Genomic DNA, 15,309 nt, shown 5'->3' with positions numbered 1-15,309 from the left:
CCATGAGCCAGGACGACACCCCCGACCTCACCACGCCGCAGGCGGGCAAGGTCGCGCCCGAGGCGGTGGCGCTACGCGCCCAGCCGCGTCCGGTCACGCGCCTGAACCGGCGCACGCTGGCCGTCCTCGTCGGCGGCCTGTCGGTCGCCGTGCTCGGGGCCACGATCTGGTCATTGCAGCCGCATCGGCGCGGCACTGGCGAACAGACCGAGCTTTACAACGTGGATCGCGTATCGAAGTCCGAGGGGCTGGATGGCCTGCCTTCCGACTACTCGAAGCTGCGGAAGGTGCCCGAGTTGGGGCCGCCGCTGCCGGGCGATCTTGGCCCCGCCATCGTCGCTTCGCAGCAGCCGGCCGTAGCCGCTTACGCGGCCCCCGGCCACGATCCGAATGACGCTTTGCGCAAAGAGGCGGAAGCCGCTGCGGCTTCGTCGGTGTTCTTCCGCTCCGGCGGCCAGGGCCAAGGCCAGGCCGCAACGGTGGCGCAGGCGGCGCCGGGTGCGCCGGGTGCTGCAAGCGCGCTCGCAGCCTTCGACCCGCTCGCCGCCGGGCCGGCCTCGACGGCGGCCCAGCCCGCCGACCCGACCGCCACGCAGAACCGGCAAGACCAGAAGGAGGCGTTCCTGAAAGGCGGCTCTACGGAAACCCGCAATTCCGGCAACCTGGCGCTGCCGGCGTCGCCGTATCAGGTGATGGCCGGTACGGTGATCGCCGGGGCGCTGGTCACAGGCATCAAGTCCGATCTTCCGGGCGATGTGATCGCCACCGTCACGGAGCCCGTCTATGACACGGCCACGGGCAAGTTCCTGCTGATCCCGCAGGGATCGCGCATCCTCGGGCGCTACAACAGCCAGGTCAGCTACGGGCAGAGCCGCGTACAGGTGGTATGGAACCGGGTCATCCTGCCCGACACGTCATCGCTGACGCTCGACAACCTCGTGGGCACCGACCCGGCCGGCTACGCCGGCCTGGAAGACGACGTGGACTGGCACTGGAACCGCGTCTTCGCCGGCGCCGTGTTGACGACGCTGCTGGGCGTGGGCGCCGAGCTGGCCGCGCCGGAGAACCGCCAGGACGGCAACCGCATCGTCATCGCCGGGCGCGACAGCGCACAGGACAGCATCAATCAGGTCGGCCAGGAGATCACTCGGCGCAACATGAACATCCAGCCGACGCTGACAGCACGACCGGGCTTGCCGGTTCGGGTGATCGTGGCGCGCGACCTCGTGTTGCGTCCTTACCAACCCATGTTCTATCAGCTTGGAGGTGCGCGATGAGTACCGCCCGAAAACTCCGCCTCGGCCCGTTGCCGTCCAGCGGTAGCACGAAGCTGACGTTCACCTGCCCGGCCAGCCTGAAAGCCGACCTGGACGCCTACGCCGCACTGCACGCGCAGACGTATGGCGAGGCCGTCGATGCAACGACGTTGATCCCGCACATGCTGGAGACGTTCATGGCGGGGGATCGGGGATTCAGAAAGGGAAGCAGGGGCAAGGCCGCACCGCCGAAGTCGGGTTGACGATGTGGACGCATCCACCACCCACTCACGATGAAAGCGCAGCCCTCGGGTTGCGCTTTCGCTTTCTGGGGATGGATTGCGACAGGCCGGGGCATAAGATGGCTATGCGATCTTGCCCGCTGCGGCGCCCCTGCGTTTGCCACCGCAAAGCGCCCATGTGGCACCTAGCCAGAAATGCAGCAAGCGCGCGCCGCAGCCCGAATCTAGGCTAACCTATTGCCCCATAAGACCTTTTGCGCCGCTGCATGACCTCACAAAAGACTTGACAGCGGACATTTTTCATCGCCGGCAGCGGGGCGGCATACCCCGCGGGATCGCCTGCGCCTGGGCGGTCACCCGTTCCGCCACTTTCATCCGAGGAGACTTCCATGAGCTACACCGCGCCCATCAAGGACATGCTGTTCGACATCCAGCATCTGGCGCGCATCGACAAGATCGCCCAGATGCCGGGCTTTGGCGACGCCGGCCTGGACACCGCCGCCGCCGTGCTGGAAGAGTGCGCCAAGCTGACGCAGGACGTGATCGCGCCGCTGAACGTGGCCGGCGACCGCGACCCCTCGTCCTTCAAGGACGGCGCGGTGCGCACCACGCCCGGCTTCAAGGAGGCCTTCCGCCAGTACGCCGAAGGCGGCTGGCAGGGCCTGCAGCATCCGGTCGACTTCGGCGGCCAGGGTCTGCCCAAGACCATCGGCGCGGCCTGCGGCGAGATGGTCAACAGCGCCAACCTCAGCTTCGCGCTGTGCCCGCTGCTGACCGACGGCGCCATCGAGGCGCTGCTCACGGCCGGCTCGGAGCAGCTCAAGGCGACCTACCTGGAAAAGCTGGTGAGCGGCGAATGGACCGGCACCATGAACCTCACCGAGCCGCAGGCCGGCAGCGACCTCGCCCTGGTGCGCACCCGCGCCGAGCCGCAGCCCGACGGCAGCTACAAGGTCTTCGGCACCAAGATCTACATCACCTACGGCGAGCACGACATGGCGCCGAACATCGTGCACCTGGTGCTGGCCCGGGTGAGCGGCGCGCCGGAGGGCGTCAAGGGCATCAGCCTGTTCGTGGTGCCCAAGTTCATGGTCGATGAAGACGGCTCGCTGGGCGCGCGCAACGACGTGCACTGCGTCAGCATCGAGCACAAGCTGGGCATCAAGGCCAGCCCGACGGCCGTGCTGCAGTACGGCGACCACGGGGGTGCCATCGGCTATCTCGTGGGCGAGGAGAACCGCGGCCTGGAGTACATGTTCATCATGATGAACGCCGCCCGCTATGCGGTGGGCGTGCAGGGCATCGCGGTGGCCGAGCGGGCCTACCAGCATGCGGTGGCCTATGCCCGCGAGCGGGTGCAGAGTCGCCCCGTCGATGGCTCGATGACGAAGAGCGCGCCGATCATCCACCACCCCGACGTGCGCCGCATGCTGATGACCATGCGGGCGTACACCGAAGGCTGCCGCGCCATGGCCAGCGTGGCGGCCGCGGCCTACGACGCCGCCCACCACCACGAGGACGCCGAGGTGCGCAAACAGAACCAGGCCTTCTATGAATTCCTGGTGCCGCTGGTCAAGGGCTACAGCACCGAGATGAGCCTGGAGGTGACCTCGCTGGGGGTGCAGGTGCACGGTGGCATGGGCTTCATCGAGGAGACCGGTGCCGCCCAGTACTACCGCGACGCCAAGATCCTGACCATCTACGAAGGCACGACCGCCATCCAGGCCAACGACCTGGTGGGCCGCAAGACGGCGCGTGACGGCGGCCAGGCCGCGCGTGCCATCGCGGCGCAGGTCGAGAAGACCGAGGCCGAACTGCTGGCCAGCCCCAGCGACGACGCGAAAGCTGTGGCGCAGCGCCTGAAGGCCGCGCGTGAGGCCTACCTGGACGTGGTGGACTTCATCGCCGGCCAGGCCAAGGGCGACCCGAATGCGGTGTACGCGGGCAGCGTGCCCTACCTGATGCTGGCCGGCAACCTGGTGGCTGGCTGGCAACTGGGCCGCTCGCTGCTGGTGGCGCTGACGCCCGAGGCCCAGGAGCAGGACGCGGCCTTCATGCAGGCCAAGGTGGCCACGGCGCGCTTCTACGCCGAACACATTCTGGTGAAGGCCGGTGCCACGCGCGACGCCATCGTCGGTGGCGCGGCCAGCGTCACGGCCCTGCCGCTCGAAGCCTTCTGAGGCCGCCGCCGGCCATGCCCACCTGTCGCCCATCGGACGGCAGGCGCGGCAGTCGGCCCCTATAACTTCGCCCGAACCATCGATTCACACGAGAGGAGACTTTCCCATGTCCAGACTGCCTGGCGCACTCGCCCACCTGCCGCTGCCCATCATCGGCTCGCCCCTGTTCATCATCAGCAACCCCAAGCTGGTGATCGCCCAATGCAAGGCCGGCGTCGTCGGCTCGATGCCTGCGCTCAATGCGCGGCCCGCGGCGCAGCTGGACGAATGGCTGGCCGAGATCACCGAGGAACTGGCGGCCTACAACAAGGCCAACCCCGACAAGCCGGCCGCGCCCTTCGCCATCAACCAGATCGTCCACAAGAGCAACGACCGGCTCGAGCACGACATGGAGCTGGTGGTGAAGTACAAGGTGCCGATCATCATCACGTCCCTCGGCGCGCGCACCGACGTCAACGAGGCCGTGCACAGCTATGGCGGCGTGACGCTGCACGACGTGATCAACAACACCTTCGCCAAGAAAGCCATCGAGAAGGGCGCCGACGGCCTGATCGCCGTTGCGGCCGGTGCCGGTGGCCATGCGGGTGTGAAGAGCCCCTTCGCGCTGATCCAGGAGATCCGCGAGTGGTTCGATGGCCCCGTCGCGCTGTCGGGCTCCATCGCCACCGGCGGTGCCGTGCTGGCCGCGCAGGCCATGGGCGCCGACTTCGCCTACATCGGCAGCGCCTTCATCGCCACCGACGAAGCCCGCGCGAGCGACGCCTACAAGCAGGCCATCGTCGACAGCAACTCGGACGACATCGTCTACTCCAGCCTGTTCACCGGCGTGCATGGAAACTACCTGGCGCCCAGCATCGTGGCGGCAGGCATGGACCCGGCCAACCTGCCCGAGGGCGACGTCAAGACCATGAACTTCGCGTCGGGCGAGGGCAGCAAGGCCAAGGCCTGGAAGGACATCTGGGGCTCCGGCCAGGGCATCGGCGCCATCAAGAAGGTGCAGCCCACGGCCGACTTCGTCGCCACGCTGCGGCGCGAGTACGAAGAAGCCCGCCGTCGCCTGGCACTTTGAACCCTGCCGCCGGCGGCCGCGCGCCGCCGCCTCGCTGGCCCCTGATCGACGCACTCAAGGCACTGGCCTGCCTGCTGATCGTGGCCCATCACTTCAGCCGCTACGGGCCCTTGCCCGTGGCGGCTTGGCCGTTGGCGCCGACGCTGTTCGAGGTCCTGGGGCGCGAGGGCCGGCTGGCGGTCCAGGTCTTCCTGGTGCTGGGTGGCTTCCTGACGGCGGCCAGCCTGGCACCCGAGGGTGAGTTGCGTGCGGGGCATCCCTGCCTGCGACTTGTCCAGCGCTACGTGCGGCTGGCTTCGCCCTATCTGGCGGCCCTGGTGGCCTGCGTGCTCGTGGAAGCCCTCGTGCGTCCGGCGCTGCCGGGCGACGACGTGCCGGGCCAGCCGTCGTTCGTCCAGATGGTGGCCCATGCGCTGCTGCTGCAGGACCTGCTGAACCAGCCCGCGCTGTCCACTGGCGTGTGGTACGTGGCGGTCGACTTCCAGCTGTACGGCCTGGCGCTCCTGCTGTTCTGGGTGGCGGCACTGTGGCGGCGGCAGGGCCGGCTCGACGCCTCGGTGGCCCGGGCGCTGGCGGTGCTCATGGTGACGGGGCTGACGTCCGCCTCTTTGGTGGTCTTCAACCGGCACAGCGCGCTGGACGACACGGGCATCTATTTCTTCGGCAGCTATGGCCTGGGCATGCTGGCCTTCTGGGCAGGACGGCTGCGGGCGCCCCGATCCCGCATCGCTGCCGGGTTGGCGCTGGCTCTGCTGGGCGGCGTCGCCCTGTGGATCGACTGGCGCAGCCGCATCGCGCTGGCGCTGGTCGCCACCTTGCTGCTCATGCTGGCGCAGCCGCGGGGATGGCTGGCGCTGTCGGTGTGGGCGCCGCTGGGGCGGCTGGGGACCTGGGCGTACGCGCTGTTCCTCATCCACTTTCCCGTGTTGCTGCTCGTCAGCGCCTCGGCGCAGACGGGCCTGGCGCCCCTGACGCCGTGGCAGGCCCTCGCCGCCCTGGTTGCGGCCTTCGTGCTTTCGGTGGGCGCGGCCCGCATGCTGCACGAGCGGGTGGAGTTGCGTGCCATGTCGTGGCGCGCGCCGGCCGTCTGGGGGACCGGCTTGCTGCTCAGCGGCCTGGCCGTCGGCCTTTGAGGCTCAGATCAGGTTGCGCATCGCCTGCGCGGCCTCGCGCAGCACGGGGAGCACGCGGGCCACGGCGGTCTCGGTGCTCTCCTGGCCCATGGGCATCGTGATGTTCAGGGCGCCATGCACGTCGCCGCGCCGGTCGCGCAGCGGCACGGCGATGCCGCGTGAATTCAGGTCCAGCTGCTGTTCGGACAGCGCCCAGTCCTGGGCCTTGACGCGGGCCATCTCGCGCCGCAGGTCGGCGGGGTCGGCCAGCGTGAAGGAGGTGAAGACCTGCAGCTTGCGTGCGGCCCACCAGGCCGCCGAAGCGGCCTCGGGCAACAGGGCCAGCATGAGCAGCCCGGCCGCCGTCACCTGCGCGGGCACCCGTGCGCCCAGCACGTAGCCGGTGCTCATCTGCCGCTGCGGACCGTTGCGGGCGATGTAGACCACATCGTCGCCGTCCAGCACGCTGAGGTAGGCCGTCTCGTGCGTGCCGACGGCCACGCGCTGCAGGAAGGGCTGTGCAATGCGCGGCAGCCGCGCCGAATCGAGGTACGACTGGCCGAGCCGCAACACGCGCGGTGTGAGCCAGAACAGCTTGCCGTCGCTGGCCACATAGCCCATGTGCTGCAGCGTCAGCAGGTAGCGCCGCGCTGCCGTGCGCGTGAGGCCGGTGCGCTGGCCGGCCTCGCTGGCCGTCATGCGGGGATGGGCGTCGTCGAAGGCCTCAATGATGCCGACGCCGCGCTCCAGGCCGGCGATCCAGTCGCGCCGGTCCAGGCCGGCGGGCGCCTGACCGTCCTGTGCATTCCCTGCGGGGGAGGACGGAGAATCGGGGCTTTCGTCCTCGTGCGATGGCTCGGAGACGGGGGTGGAGGCAAGGCGGCGAGAGACCACGTACAAACCCTTAAGACGTTCGTTGATCGTTCAGTGCTGGGCGATTATCGAACGCCGCGATCCGCCCCCGACTGACGGCCCCGCACCCTGCTGTCTACAGTCCGGGCCGTTGTTCTTGCGGCCTCGACACCGATCCGATTCGCGCATCCGATTCCTGGAGTGAACGACCCGATGGCTTCCATCACTGGCAAGACCGACCTCTACCTCATCCCTGGCGATCCCGTCACCAATGTGCGCCTGCCGCGCATGTTCAACGCCGTCTTCGAGCGCTGCGGCATCGACGCCGTGATGGTGCCGGTGCAGGTGCGCGCCCGCGACTTTGCCGTGTGGCTCAAGGCCAGCTTCCTCGGCCACAACGTCCGGGGCATGCTGATCGCACCGCCTCACAAGCCGCTGGCGGTGGACCTGCTCGACGGCTGCGGCCTGTTCGCGCGCGTGGCGGGCTCGGTCAACATCGTGCGCCGCACGAAAAGCGGAGAGCTCGAAGGCGACCTGTTCGATGGCGAAGGCATCGTCGGTGCGCTGGACTGGTTCGGCATTCCTTTCCGCGGGCAGCGGGTGCTGATCCTGGGCGCGGGCGTGAGCGCTGCCGCCATCGGCGTGTCGCTGGCTGAAGGCGGCGGCGACGACGGCGCGCGCCACATCGCCTTCTATGACCCGGCCGCGGGCAAGGCCGCGGGCACCGCAGCCCGCATCGATGCCGCCTTCGACGCCGAGGTAGTGGCCGCGCCCTCGGCCGATCCGTCGGGCTACGACCTGGTCATCAATGCCACCCAGGTCGGCCTGAAGGGCGAAGAAGCGCTGCCCTGCGACGTCACCCGAATGGCGCCGCACGCGGCCGTGTTCGACATCCTGCTGCGCGGCCAGCCCACGCCGCTGGTGCGCGCCGCGCGTGCGCGCGGCCTCCAGGCCCAGCCCGGCTTCGAGATGCTGATCCAGCAGATGGCGCATTACTTCGATTACTTCGACCTGCCGCAGGCCGCGGCCCTCGTGCGCGAGGACGCCGGCTTTCTGCGGCAGATCATCTATCCGGCCGAACTTCAGGCCGAGATCGCCCAGGCGCCACGGGGCCGCCAGGGCTGATCGCTTTTCGCGTTCTTCCGCCCCCCATCACTGCTTCCATGATCTCCGGCAAGACCACCCTCATCGCCCACATCGGCTACCCCACCGAGAGCTTCAAGGCTCCGATGATCTACAACCCCTGGTTCGACAAGAAGGGCATCGACGCGGTGGTGGTGCCGATGGGCGTGAAGCCCGAAGACTACGTGGCCTTCCTGCCGCTGCTGTTCAGGATGAGCAACATCCGCGGCGCGCTGGTCACCATGCCGCACAAGGTGACCACCATGTCGCTGGTGCACGAGACCACGCCCACGGCCCGCATCGCCGGTGCCTGCAACGCCGTGCTGCTGCGCGATGACGGCACCCTGCTCGGCGACCAGTTCGATGGCGCCGGCTTCGTGCGCGGCGTGGAGCGCAAGGGGCGCAGCTTCCGTGGCGCGCGCGTGCTCGTCTCCGGCGCGGGTGGCGTGGGCTGCGCCATTGCGGCGTCCATCGCGGCGGCGGGCGCGGCGCACCTCTCGCTGTTCGACCTGAACACGGCGTCCGTCGAAGGCTTGGCCGAGCGCCTGCGCGCCCACTATCCGCAGTTGACGGTGAGCACGGGCTCCAACGACCCGGCTGGCTACGACGTGGTCGTGAACGCCACGCCGCTGGGCATGAAGGAAAGCGATCCGCTGCCCTTCGACGTGGAGCGTATCGCACCGACCACCTTCGTCGGCGAGGTGGTGATGAAGACCGAGTACACGCCGCTCCTGAAAGCCGCCATGGCGCGCGGCTGCCAGGTGCAGGTGGGCACGGACATGCTGTTCGAGATGATTCCTGCGTACCTGGAGTTCTTCGGCTTCGGCACCGCGACCGCGGACGAATTGCGTGAGAGTGCGACGCTGAAGTACTGAGCGCTCGAGCGTCGCTCGGCCATCCGCCAGGGATGGCGTAGGCACCGGGTCCGCCAGGGCCCGCATCGATGCCGTTGGCCTGTGAAGGTCGGCGGCATTTTTTTCGCCAGGCGCAGGGGATGTGTCCGGTTTCCACGCGCGCATCCATGCCCTCTTACGCTGCGGCAACCTTCCTTCACATCGCCTGAGGCGCTTCGCCACATCGGCGCGTAAAGCCTGGTGGACTACTTCACGAAGTCTCTTCATTACTGGGGCCGCGGCGCCGAATCCTTGCGCATCTCGGCTTAAATCGAAGCGAGCACCCGAAAGCGAGGTGCATGATTTCGATGGCAGGGAGGATCTCGTGAATACATCCATGATGGCGGCGCCGCGCATGTCCCGGCGCGAGGTGGCAGCGTGCGCCACGCACAACCTTACAGCGCCCCGCTGAGCATTGTGCGATGGCCGTTTCCCGCAAGGCGCTCTTCGGCAGGCTGAACACGACGCTGTTCCGCGCCATCGAATCCGGCGCAGCCTTTGCCAGGCTGCGCGGCAATCCCTACGTCGAACTCACGCACTGGCTGCATCAGCTCTGGCAGGCCGGTGACAGCGACCTGCACCGCATCGTCCGCCACTTCGATCTCCGGCCCGAAGACATCGAGGCGGGCCTGGCGGCGTCGCTGGCCGAGTTGCCCGCTGGTGCCAGCTCGCTCTCCGACATCTCTCGCCATGTCAGCGATGCGGTGGAGTGGGCTTGGGTGATTTCCAGCATTGAGTACGGCGGCCAGTGCGTGCGAGGTGCGTGGCTGCTGCTGGCGCTCCTGCAATCGGCCGACCGGCGTGCGCCACTGCTGCGCATCGTCCCGGCCTTCGCCCGCATCGATGTCGATCGGCTGTCGCAGGCCTGGGCCCGGGTCGTCGAGGGCTCGCCCGAAGGGCGTGAAGGTCCTCAAGACGGCGCGAGCGCAGTCGCTGGCAATGCCGCAGCAGCACCCGGTCTGGGTGCTGGCCCCCTCAGCAGAAACGATGCCTCGGGCCTGGAGCGCTACTGCACCGACCTCACGGCAAAGGCCAGGGCCGGGCAGGTCGATCCGGTGGTCGGACGTCAGCTGGAGGTTCGCGGGCTCATCGACATCCTGCTGCGTCGCCGGCAGAACAATCCCTTGCTCACCGGCGAAGCGGGCGTGGGCAAGACCGCCGTCGTCGAAGGCCTCGCCTTGGCCGTCGCTGCCGGCGAGGTGCCGCCGGCACTGCGCGAGCATCGGCTGCTGAGCGTCGATGTCGGGGCCATGCTTGCGGGTGCGGGTGTCCGGGGCGAGTTCGAGAGCCGGCTCAAAGGACTGCTCGAAGATGCCACCAAGGCCGTGCCGCCGGTCATCCTCTTCATCGACGAAGTCCACACGCTGGTCGGTGCGGGTGGGCAGGCAGGCACGGGCGACGCCGCCAACCTGCTCAAGCCGGCACTGGCCAGAGGCGCATTGCGCAGCATCGGCGCGACCACCTGGGCGGAATACAAGCGGCACATCGAGAAGGATCCGGCACTCACGCGGCGCTTCCAGGTGCTGCAGATCGCCGAGCCCGAGGAGGCCGCCGCCATCGACATGGTCCGCGGCCTCGCGGACGCCTTTGCCCGCCACCACGGCGTGGTGATCCTGGACGAAGCCATCCGTGCGGCAGTCACGCTGTCGCGCCGCTATCTGCCGGCCCGCCAGTTGCCCGACAAGGCGATCAGCCTGCTGGACACGGCCTGCGCACGGGTGGGTCTGTCCATGCACGCACCGCCTGCCGGCGTGGAGCGGCTGCGCCACCGGGTGGCGTCGCTCGAGGTCGAGGTCGACCTGCTGCAGAAGCAGATCCGGCTCGGGTTGAGCGGCGGTTCCGCCGAGGTGTCCCTGCAGGCAGTCCGTACCACGCTCTCGCAGGCCCGCGACGAGCTGGCCGGGCAGCTCCAGGGCTGGGAAGCGCAGGTGGCGCTGGTGCAGCGCATCAGTGCCTTGCGGCAGGACCTTCTGCGCGATGGCGTCGACGCAGCGGATGGCGCGGCATCACCAGTGTCGGCGGAGCTCGCGGCGTTGGACCAACAAGTCCGCGAGCGGCCAGGTCTGGCGCTGGCCCAGGTCGACGAGTCCGTCGTGGCCCAGGTGCTCGCGGATTGGACGGGCATTCCCGTCGGGCGCATGGTCAGCGACGACGCGAAGGCGGTCTTCCAGCTCAAGGCGCTGCTTGCTGCAAGGGTCATCGGCCAAGACTCAGCGCTGCAGACCATCGCCGACCGGGTGCAGGCCGCCAAGGCACGGCTCACCGACCCCGACAAGCCGGTGGGCGTGTTCCTGCTCGTGGGACCCTCCGGCGTGGGCAAGACCGAGACGGCACTCGCGTTGGCGGACGCCATGTATGGCGGCGTACAGAACATGGTCACCATCAACATGAGCGAGTTTCAGGAGGCGCACACCGTGTCCTCGCTCAAGGGAGCGCCGCCCGGCTATGTGGGCTATGGCGAAGGCGGGGTGTTGACCGAGGCGGTCCGCCGCCGCCCGTACAGCGTGGTGCTGCTCGACGAGATCGAGAAGGCCCACCCGGATGTGCACGAGCTCTTCTTCCAGGTGTTCGACAAGGGCTGGATGGAGGACGGCGAGGGTCGTCGCATCGACTTCAGGAACTGCATCATCCTGCTGACCAGCAATGTCGGCGCGGAGGCGCTGATGGACGCCGCCGACCTGGCGTCCGGCGCCGGGGACGCGCCATTGAGCGCCGAGGTCGCGATGCCGGCCCTGAGACGTGTGTTTCCAGCCGCCTTCCTGGGGCGTGTGACCGTCGTCCCCTACCGGCCCCTGCAAGCGCGCGACCTGTCGACCATCGTCGACCTTCAACTGGGCCGGGTGGCCCGGCGTCTCCAGGAACAGCACGGCATCCGAATGCAGGCGAGCGCGCGGTTGGCCGCTTATCTGCGCGAGGTGGGCGGCAACCATGAAGCGGGTGTCCGCCGCCTGATCACCGCCATCGAGCAGGAACTGCTGCCCGAACTCGCTCGCTGCTGGCTCACTGCCCTGGAGCAGGGCCGGCCGCTGGTGGTGATCGACGCCGACATATCCACGTCCGAGCCGCGCGATCCTCGCGCCGCCACGCCGCAGATCCGCATCCGCTGCGCCGCGAGCACGCTGGAGGTGCCGGCGTGAGCGTGCGTGCGGGCTGCCACCCTGGGATCCGCACTGCCGGCACAGCCAGGCCCGGACCGCAAAGCCTCTCGCCGGAGCGCGTGCTCCGTTCCTGAGTCGTCAGCCTTCTTCATCAACCAGCAGGGAGCCTATGAGCAACAGCAGTCAGAAGTTCATTGCGCGCAATCGCGCGCCGCGTGTGCAGATCGAGTACGACGTCGAGATCTACGGGTCGGAAAAGAAGATCGAGCTGCCCTTCGTCATGGGAGTGCTGGCCGATCTGTCGGGCAAGCCCGCGCAGCCGCTTCCGCCCGTGGGCGAGCGCAAGTTCCTGGACGTGGACATCGACAACTTCGACGAGCGCATGAAGGCGATCCAGCCGCGCGTTGCCTTCGCCGTGCCGAACACGCTCACGGGCGAAGGCCAGCTGATGGTCGACATCACGTTCGAAAGCATCGAGGACTTCTCGCCCGCAGCCGTCGCGCGCAAGGTCGAGCCGCTGCGGCAGCTGCTGGAGGCCCGGACGCAGCTGTCCAACCTGCAGACCTACATGGACGGGAAGGCTGGCGCCGAAAGCCTGATCAACCAGCTGATGCAGGACCCGGCATTGCTGAAGGCCTTGAGCGCGGCACCCAGGCAGATCGATGCCGAGCCGGCCACGACGGACCGCTGAAGGGCGGCACCTCCACCATCCAGGAAAGACAAGCTCATGAGTACCGACACCATCGAGTCCGCAGAGTCCAGTGTGCTGCTGGCCGACCCCGGTGAATTCGCCGCCCTGCTGGACCGCGAATTCAAGCCCAAGACCGACGAGGCGCGCAGTGCGGTCGAGGCGGCCGTCCGCACCCTGGCCGAGCAGGCGCTGATCAACGCGGTCACGATCTCCGACGACGCCTACGGCAGCATAGAGGCCGTGATCGCCGAGATCGACCGCAAGCTGTCCGAACAGATCAACCTGGTCCTGCACAAGGATGAGTTCCAGAAGCTCGAGTCGGCCTGGCGCGGCATTCATCACCTCGTGTCGAACACCGAGACGGACGAGAAGCTGAAGATCCGCTTCCTCGACATCTCCAAGGACGACGTGCGGCGCACGCTGCGTCGCCACAAGGGCGTGGCCTGGGACCAGAGTCCCATCTTCAAGCGCGTGTACGAGGAGGAATATGGCCAGCTCGGTGGCGAGCCCTACGGCTGCCTGGTGGCCGACTACTACTTCGACCACACGCCGCCGGACGTCGAACTGCTGAACGCGATGGCGAAGGTGTCGGCCGCCGCGCACACGCCCTTCATCGCGGGCGCTGCGCCGTCCCTGCTGGGCATGGAGTCGTGGCAGGAACTGGCCAACCCGCGGGATCTGGCGAAGATCACCTCCAACCTCGAACACGCGCCGTGGAACTCGCTGCGCGACACCGAGGACTCGCGCTACGTGGGCCTGGCCATGCCGCGCTTCCTGGCACGACTGCCCTATGGGGCCAAGACCAACCCCGTCGACGAGTTCGATTTCGAGGAAGAGACCGACGGCGCGGACCACAGGAACTACGTCTGGAGCAACGCGGCCTACGCCATGGCGGTCAACGTCAACCGCAGCTTCAAGCTCTATGGCTGGTGCACGATGATCCGCGGGGTGGAGTCGGGCGGGACGGTCGAGAACCTGCCCTGCCATACCTTTCCCACCGACGACGGCGGCTTCGACATGAAGTGCCCGACGGAGATCGCCATCTCCGATCGCCGCGAAGCCGAGCTGGCCAAGGCCGGCCTGATCCCTCTGGTGCACCGCAAGAACACCGACCACGCGGCCTTCATCGGCGCGCAGTCGCTGCAGCGGCCGCAGGAGTACTACGACGCCGACGCCACGGCCAATGCCAATCTGTCGGCGCGGCTTCCCTACCTGTTTGCGACCACCCGGTTTGCGCACTACCTCAAGTGCATCGTCCGCGACAAGATCGGCACGTTCAAGGAGCGCGACGACATGCAGCGCTGGCTGAACGGCTGGATCATGAATTACGTGGATGCGGACCCGTCCAACTCCTCCCAGGAGACGAAGGCCCGCCGTCCGCTGGCTGCCGCCGAGGTGGTGGTGGACGAGATCGAGGGCAATCCCGGCTACTACAACGCCAAGTTCTTCCTGCGCCCGCACTTCCAGCTCGAAGGCCTGACCGTGTCGCTGCGGTTGGTCGCCAAGTTGCCGTCGCTGCGCGAGGCGGCCTGAGTCACGCTGTCACACCTCTGTTCATTGACCAAAACAAGGGCGACCCGCCCAGGGAGTAAACCATGTCTCAAGATATCTTTCTGAAGATCAACGGCATCGAAGGCGAGGCGCTCGACGCCGACCACAAGAACGAGATCGAAGTGCTCAGCTTCGACTGGAAGGTGTTCCAGGAGTCCACCATGCACTCGGGCTCTGGTGGTGGTGCCGGCAAGGCCACGGTGGAGGACCTCGAGTTCATCCATTTCGTCGACCGCTCGAGTCCCAATCTGATGAAGTACTGCCTGACCGGCAAGCATGTGCCGGAGGCCAAGCTGGTGGTGCGCAAGGCGGGCGGCAGCCCTCTCGAATATCTCAAGTTCACCTTCACGGACGTCATCATCACCAGCGTGCAGCCGCACGGCTCCAATGACGACGAGCTGCGGGTCCGCGAACGGGTGCGGCTGTCTTTCACCAAGGTGAAGCAGGAGTACGCCGTGCAGAACGCCCAGGGTGGCAGCGGCGGCGCGGTGACCGCCGGCTACGACATCAAGGCCAACAAGGAGATGTGACCCGCGCACGGGGCACCCGGGTCGGCAACGGCTCGGGGATGCCCGTGCGTGTCTCCGCCAAGTGCCGGAGGGGCCGTCTGGTCCTTCCGCTGTCGTGGTTTCGCCTTGCAGATCGAACATGGGTATTCACTTGCTCGCCATCCACGTGCGCGCAGCGCTGTCGCTGCCGGTCAGAACATGCCTGTCTTGCGTCCGATCGGCGCTGATCAGCGGGGTCGCAGGCATGGTGGGGGTGCTGGCCCCATTCAGCCCCGCCCAGGCCCAGTTTGCCTATCCGCGCGAGCAGACGCGGCTGGAGATCAGGGTCTCGGCGGCCGAGGACGTCAACCCCGATGAAAAAGGCCGTGCCGCGCCCATCATGGTCCGCCTCTACGAACTCAAGGGTGACGCGGTCTTCCTGGCCGCGGACTACTTTTCGCTGCAGAACAGCGACAAGGCCGTGCTCGCCGACGACCTGCTCGTGCGGGACGAACTGGTCCTGAAGCCTGGCGAGACCCGCGTCCTGCGGCGACGCTCCCATCCGGACGTGAATGCCATCGGCGTGGTCGCGGGCTACAAGGACCTGGTGAATTCGGACTGGCGGGCGGTCCAGAAGATCGAGCCCGCGCCCGAGGCGGCCTGGTACCGGGCCGTGCTGCCTTCCAACAAGGCCAGCCTCGACATCCGTATCGGATCACGTGGCGTGCGTGTGCTCCAACGTGAATGAGCGCGCC

13 protein-coding genes are annotated in these 15,309 nt (G+C 67.9%); 12 read left to right on the top strand and 1 reads right to left on the bottom strand.

Annotated elements, in window-relative coordinates:
- Positions 1-2 precede the first annotated feature (2 nt).
- The 5 genes from KBC94_RS11355 to KBC94_RS11335 all read left to right on the top strand — a co-directional run bounded on the left by KBC94_RS11355 (position 3) and on the right by KBC94_RS11335 (position 5,880).
- Positions 3-1,277, top strand: a complete 1,275-nt coding sequence (locus KBC94_RS11355; protein WP_016451557.1) for a TrbI/VirB10 family protein — start codon at positions 3-5, stop codon at positions 1,275-1,277.
- Positions 1,274-1,519: a DUF2274 domain-containing protein gene (locus KBC94_RS11350; RefSeq protein WP_012202365.1), complete on the top strand. Its 246-nt coding sequence runs from the start codon at positions 1,274-1,276 to the stop codon at positions 1,517-1,519. The genes KBC94_RS11355 and KBC94_RS11350 overlap by 4 nt, the downstream gene beginning before the upstream one ends.
- Before the next feature lie 368 nt (positions 1,520-1,887).
- Positions 1,888-3,678 carry an acyl-CoA dehydrogenase gene (locus tag KBC94_RS11345; protein ID WP_294370071.1) on the top strand — a complete coding sequence of 597 codons (1,791 nt, stop codon included), beginning with the start codon at positions 1,888-1,890 and terminating at the stop codon, positions 3,676-3,678.
- 106 nt (positions 3,679-3,784) lie between these two features.
- Complete coding sequence (locus tag KBC94_RS11340) at positions 3,785-4,747, top strand: nitronate monooxygenase family protein (RefSeq protein ID WP_017760954.1); 963 nt, start codon at positions 3,785-3,787, stop codon at positions 4,745-4,747.
- Positions 4,744-5,880, top strand: a complete 1,137-nt coding sequence (locus KBC94_RS11335) for an acyltransferase (RefSeq protein ID WP_294370066.1) — start codon at positions 4,744-4,746, stop codon at positions 5,878-5,880. The genes KBC94_RS11340 and KBC94_RS11335 overlap by 4 nt, the downstream gene beginning before the upstream one ends.
- A 3-nt stretch (positions 5,881-5,883) precedes the next feature.
- Here KBC94_RS11335 and KBC94_RS11330 read toward each other — a convergent pair whose 3' ends face one another.
- The gene (locus tag KBC94_RS11330) at positions 5,884-6,636 is read right to left on the bottom strand and encodes an IclR family transcriptional regulator C-terminal domain-containing protein (RefSeq protein ID WP_234197997.1); all 753 of its coding nucleotides are present in this window, start codon (positions 6,634-6,636) and stop codon (positions 5,884-5,886) included.
- Positions 6,637-6,924: 288 nt separating this feature from the next.
- On the opposite strand from KBC94_RS11330, the gene KBC94_RS11325 reads away from it, so the two are divergent.
- From KBC94_RS11325 to tssJ, 7 genes are all read left to right on the top strand, one after another.
- Entirely contained in the window at positions 6,925-7,836 is a 912-nt protein-coding gene (locus tag KBC94_RS11325) for a shikimate dehydrogenase (protein ID WP_294370064.1), read from the top strand.
- Positions 7,837-7,874: 38 nt separating this feature from the next.
- The gene (locus tag KBC94_RS11320) at positions 7,875-8,708 is read left to right on the top strand and encodes a ThiF family adenylyltransferase (RefSeq protein WP_294370062.1); all 834 of its coding nucleotides are present in this window, start codon (positions 7,875-7,877) and stop codon (positions 8,706-8,708) included.
- Positions 8,709-9,148: 440 nt separating this feature from the next.
- Entirely contained in the window at positions 9,149-11,863 is a 2,715-nt protein-coding gene (tssH, locus tag KBC94_RS11315) for a type VI secretion system ATPase TssH (protein ID WP_294370060.1), read from the top strand.
- 130 nt (positions 11,864-11,993) lie between these two features.
- Positions 11,994-12,515 carry a type VI secretion system contractile sheath small subunit gene (gene tssB, locus KBC94_RS11310; protein ID WP_294370059.1) on the top strand — a complete coding sequence of 174 codons (522 nt, stop codon included), beginning with the start codon at positions 11,994-11,996 and terminating at the stop codon, positions 12,513-12,515.
- A gap of 36 nt (positions 12,516-12,551) precedes the next feature.
- Positions 12,552-14,048, top strand: coding sequence for a type VI secretion system contractile sheath large subunit (gene tssC, locus KBC94_RS11305; protein WP_294370055.1), 1,497 nt, complete (start codon positions 12,552-12,554; stop codon positions 14,046-14,048).
- A 62-nt stretch (positions 14,049-14,110) separates the two neighbouring features.
- Complete coding sequence (locus KBC94_RS11300) at positions 14,111-14,596, top strand: Hcp family type VI secretion system effector (protein WP_234197943.1); 486 nt, start codon at positions 14,111-14,113, stop codon at positions 14,594-14,596.
- Between the two features lie 130 nt (positions 14,597-14,726).
- Positions 14,727-15,302, top strand: a complete 576-nt coding sequence (gene tssJ / locus KBC94_RS11295) for a type VI secretion system lipoprotein TssJ (RefSeq protein ID WP_294370052.1) — start codon at positions 14,727-14,729, stop codon at positions 15,300-15,302.
- Positions 15,303-15,309 lie beyond the last annotated feature (7 nt).

It is taken from the genome of Pseudacidovorax sp. (assembly GCF_017991995.1).
In the GTDB taxonomy this organism is placed as follows: Bacteria; Pseudomonadota; Gammaproteobacteria; order Burkholderiales; family Burkholderiaceae_C; genus Xenophilus.
Note: the sequence above shows the minus strand (reverse complement) of the source record. Positions and strands in the feature narration are given on the sequence as shown.

What these genes read in the sequence shown, in the direction of transcription:
- KBC94_RS11355 (WP_016451557.1), top strand. Translation starts at nt 3, where the DNA reads ATGAGCCAGGACGACACCCCCGACCTCACCACGCCGCAGGCGGGCAAG.
- KBC94_RS11350 (WP_012202365.1), top strand. Translation starts at nt 1,274, where the DNA reads ATGAGTACCGCCCGAAAACTCCGCCTCGGCCCGTTGCCGTCCAGCGGT.
- KBC94_RS11345 (WP_294370071.1), top strand. Translation starts at nt 1,888, where the DNA reads ATGAGCTACACCGCGCCCATCAAGGACATGCTGTTCGACATCCAGCAT.
- KBC94_RS11340 (WP_017760954.1), top strand. Translation starts at nt 3,785, where the DNA reads ATGTCCAGACTGCCTGGCGCACTCGCCCACCTGCCGCTGCCCATCATC.
- KBC94_RS11325 (WP_294370064.1), top strand. Translation starts at nt 6,925, where the DNA reads ATGGCTTCCATCACTGGCAAGACCGACCTCTACCTCATCCCTGGCGAT.
- KBC94_RS11320 (WP_294370062.1), top strand. Translation starts at nt 7,875, where the DNA reads ATGATCTCCGGCAAGACCACCCTCATCGCCCACATCGGCTACCCCACC.
- tssH (WP_294370060.1), top strand. Translation starts at nt 9,149, where the DNA reads ATGGCCGTTTCCCGCAAGGCGCTCTTCGGCAGGCTGAACACGACGCTG.
- tssB (WP_294370059.1), top strand. Translation starts at nt 11,994, where the DNA reads ATGAGCAACAGCAGTCAGAAGTTCATTGCGCGCAATCGCGCGCCGCGT.
- tssC (WP_294370055.1), top strand. Translation starts at nt 12,552, where the DNA reads ATGAGTACCGACACCATCGAGTCCGCAGAGTCCAGTGTGCTGCTGGCC.
- KBC94_RS11300 (WP_234197943.1), top strand. Translation starts at nt 14,111, where the DNA reads ATGTCTCAAGATATCTTTCTGAAGATCAACGGCATCGAAGGCGAGGCG.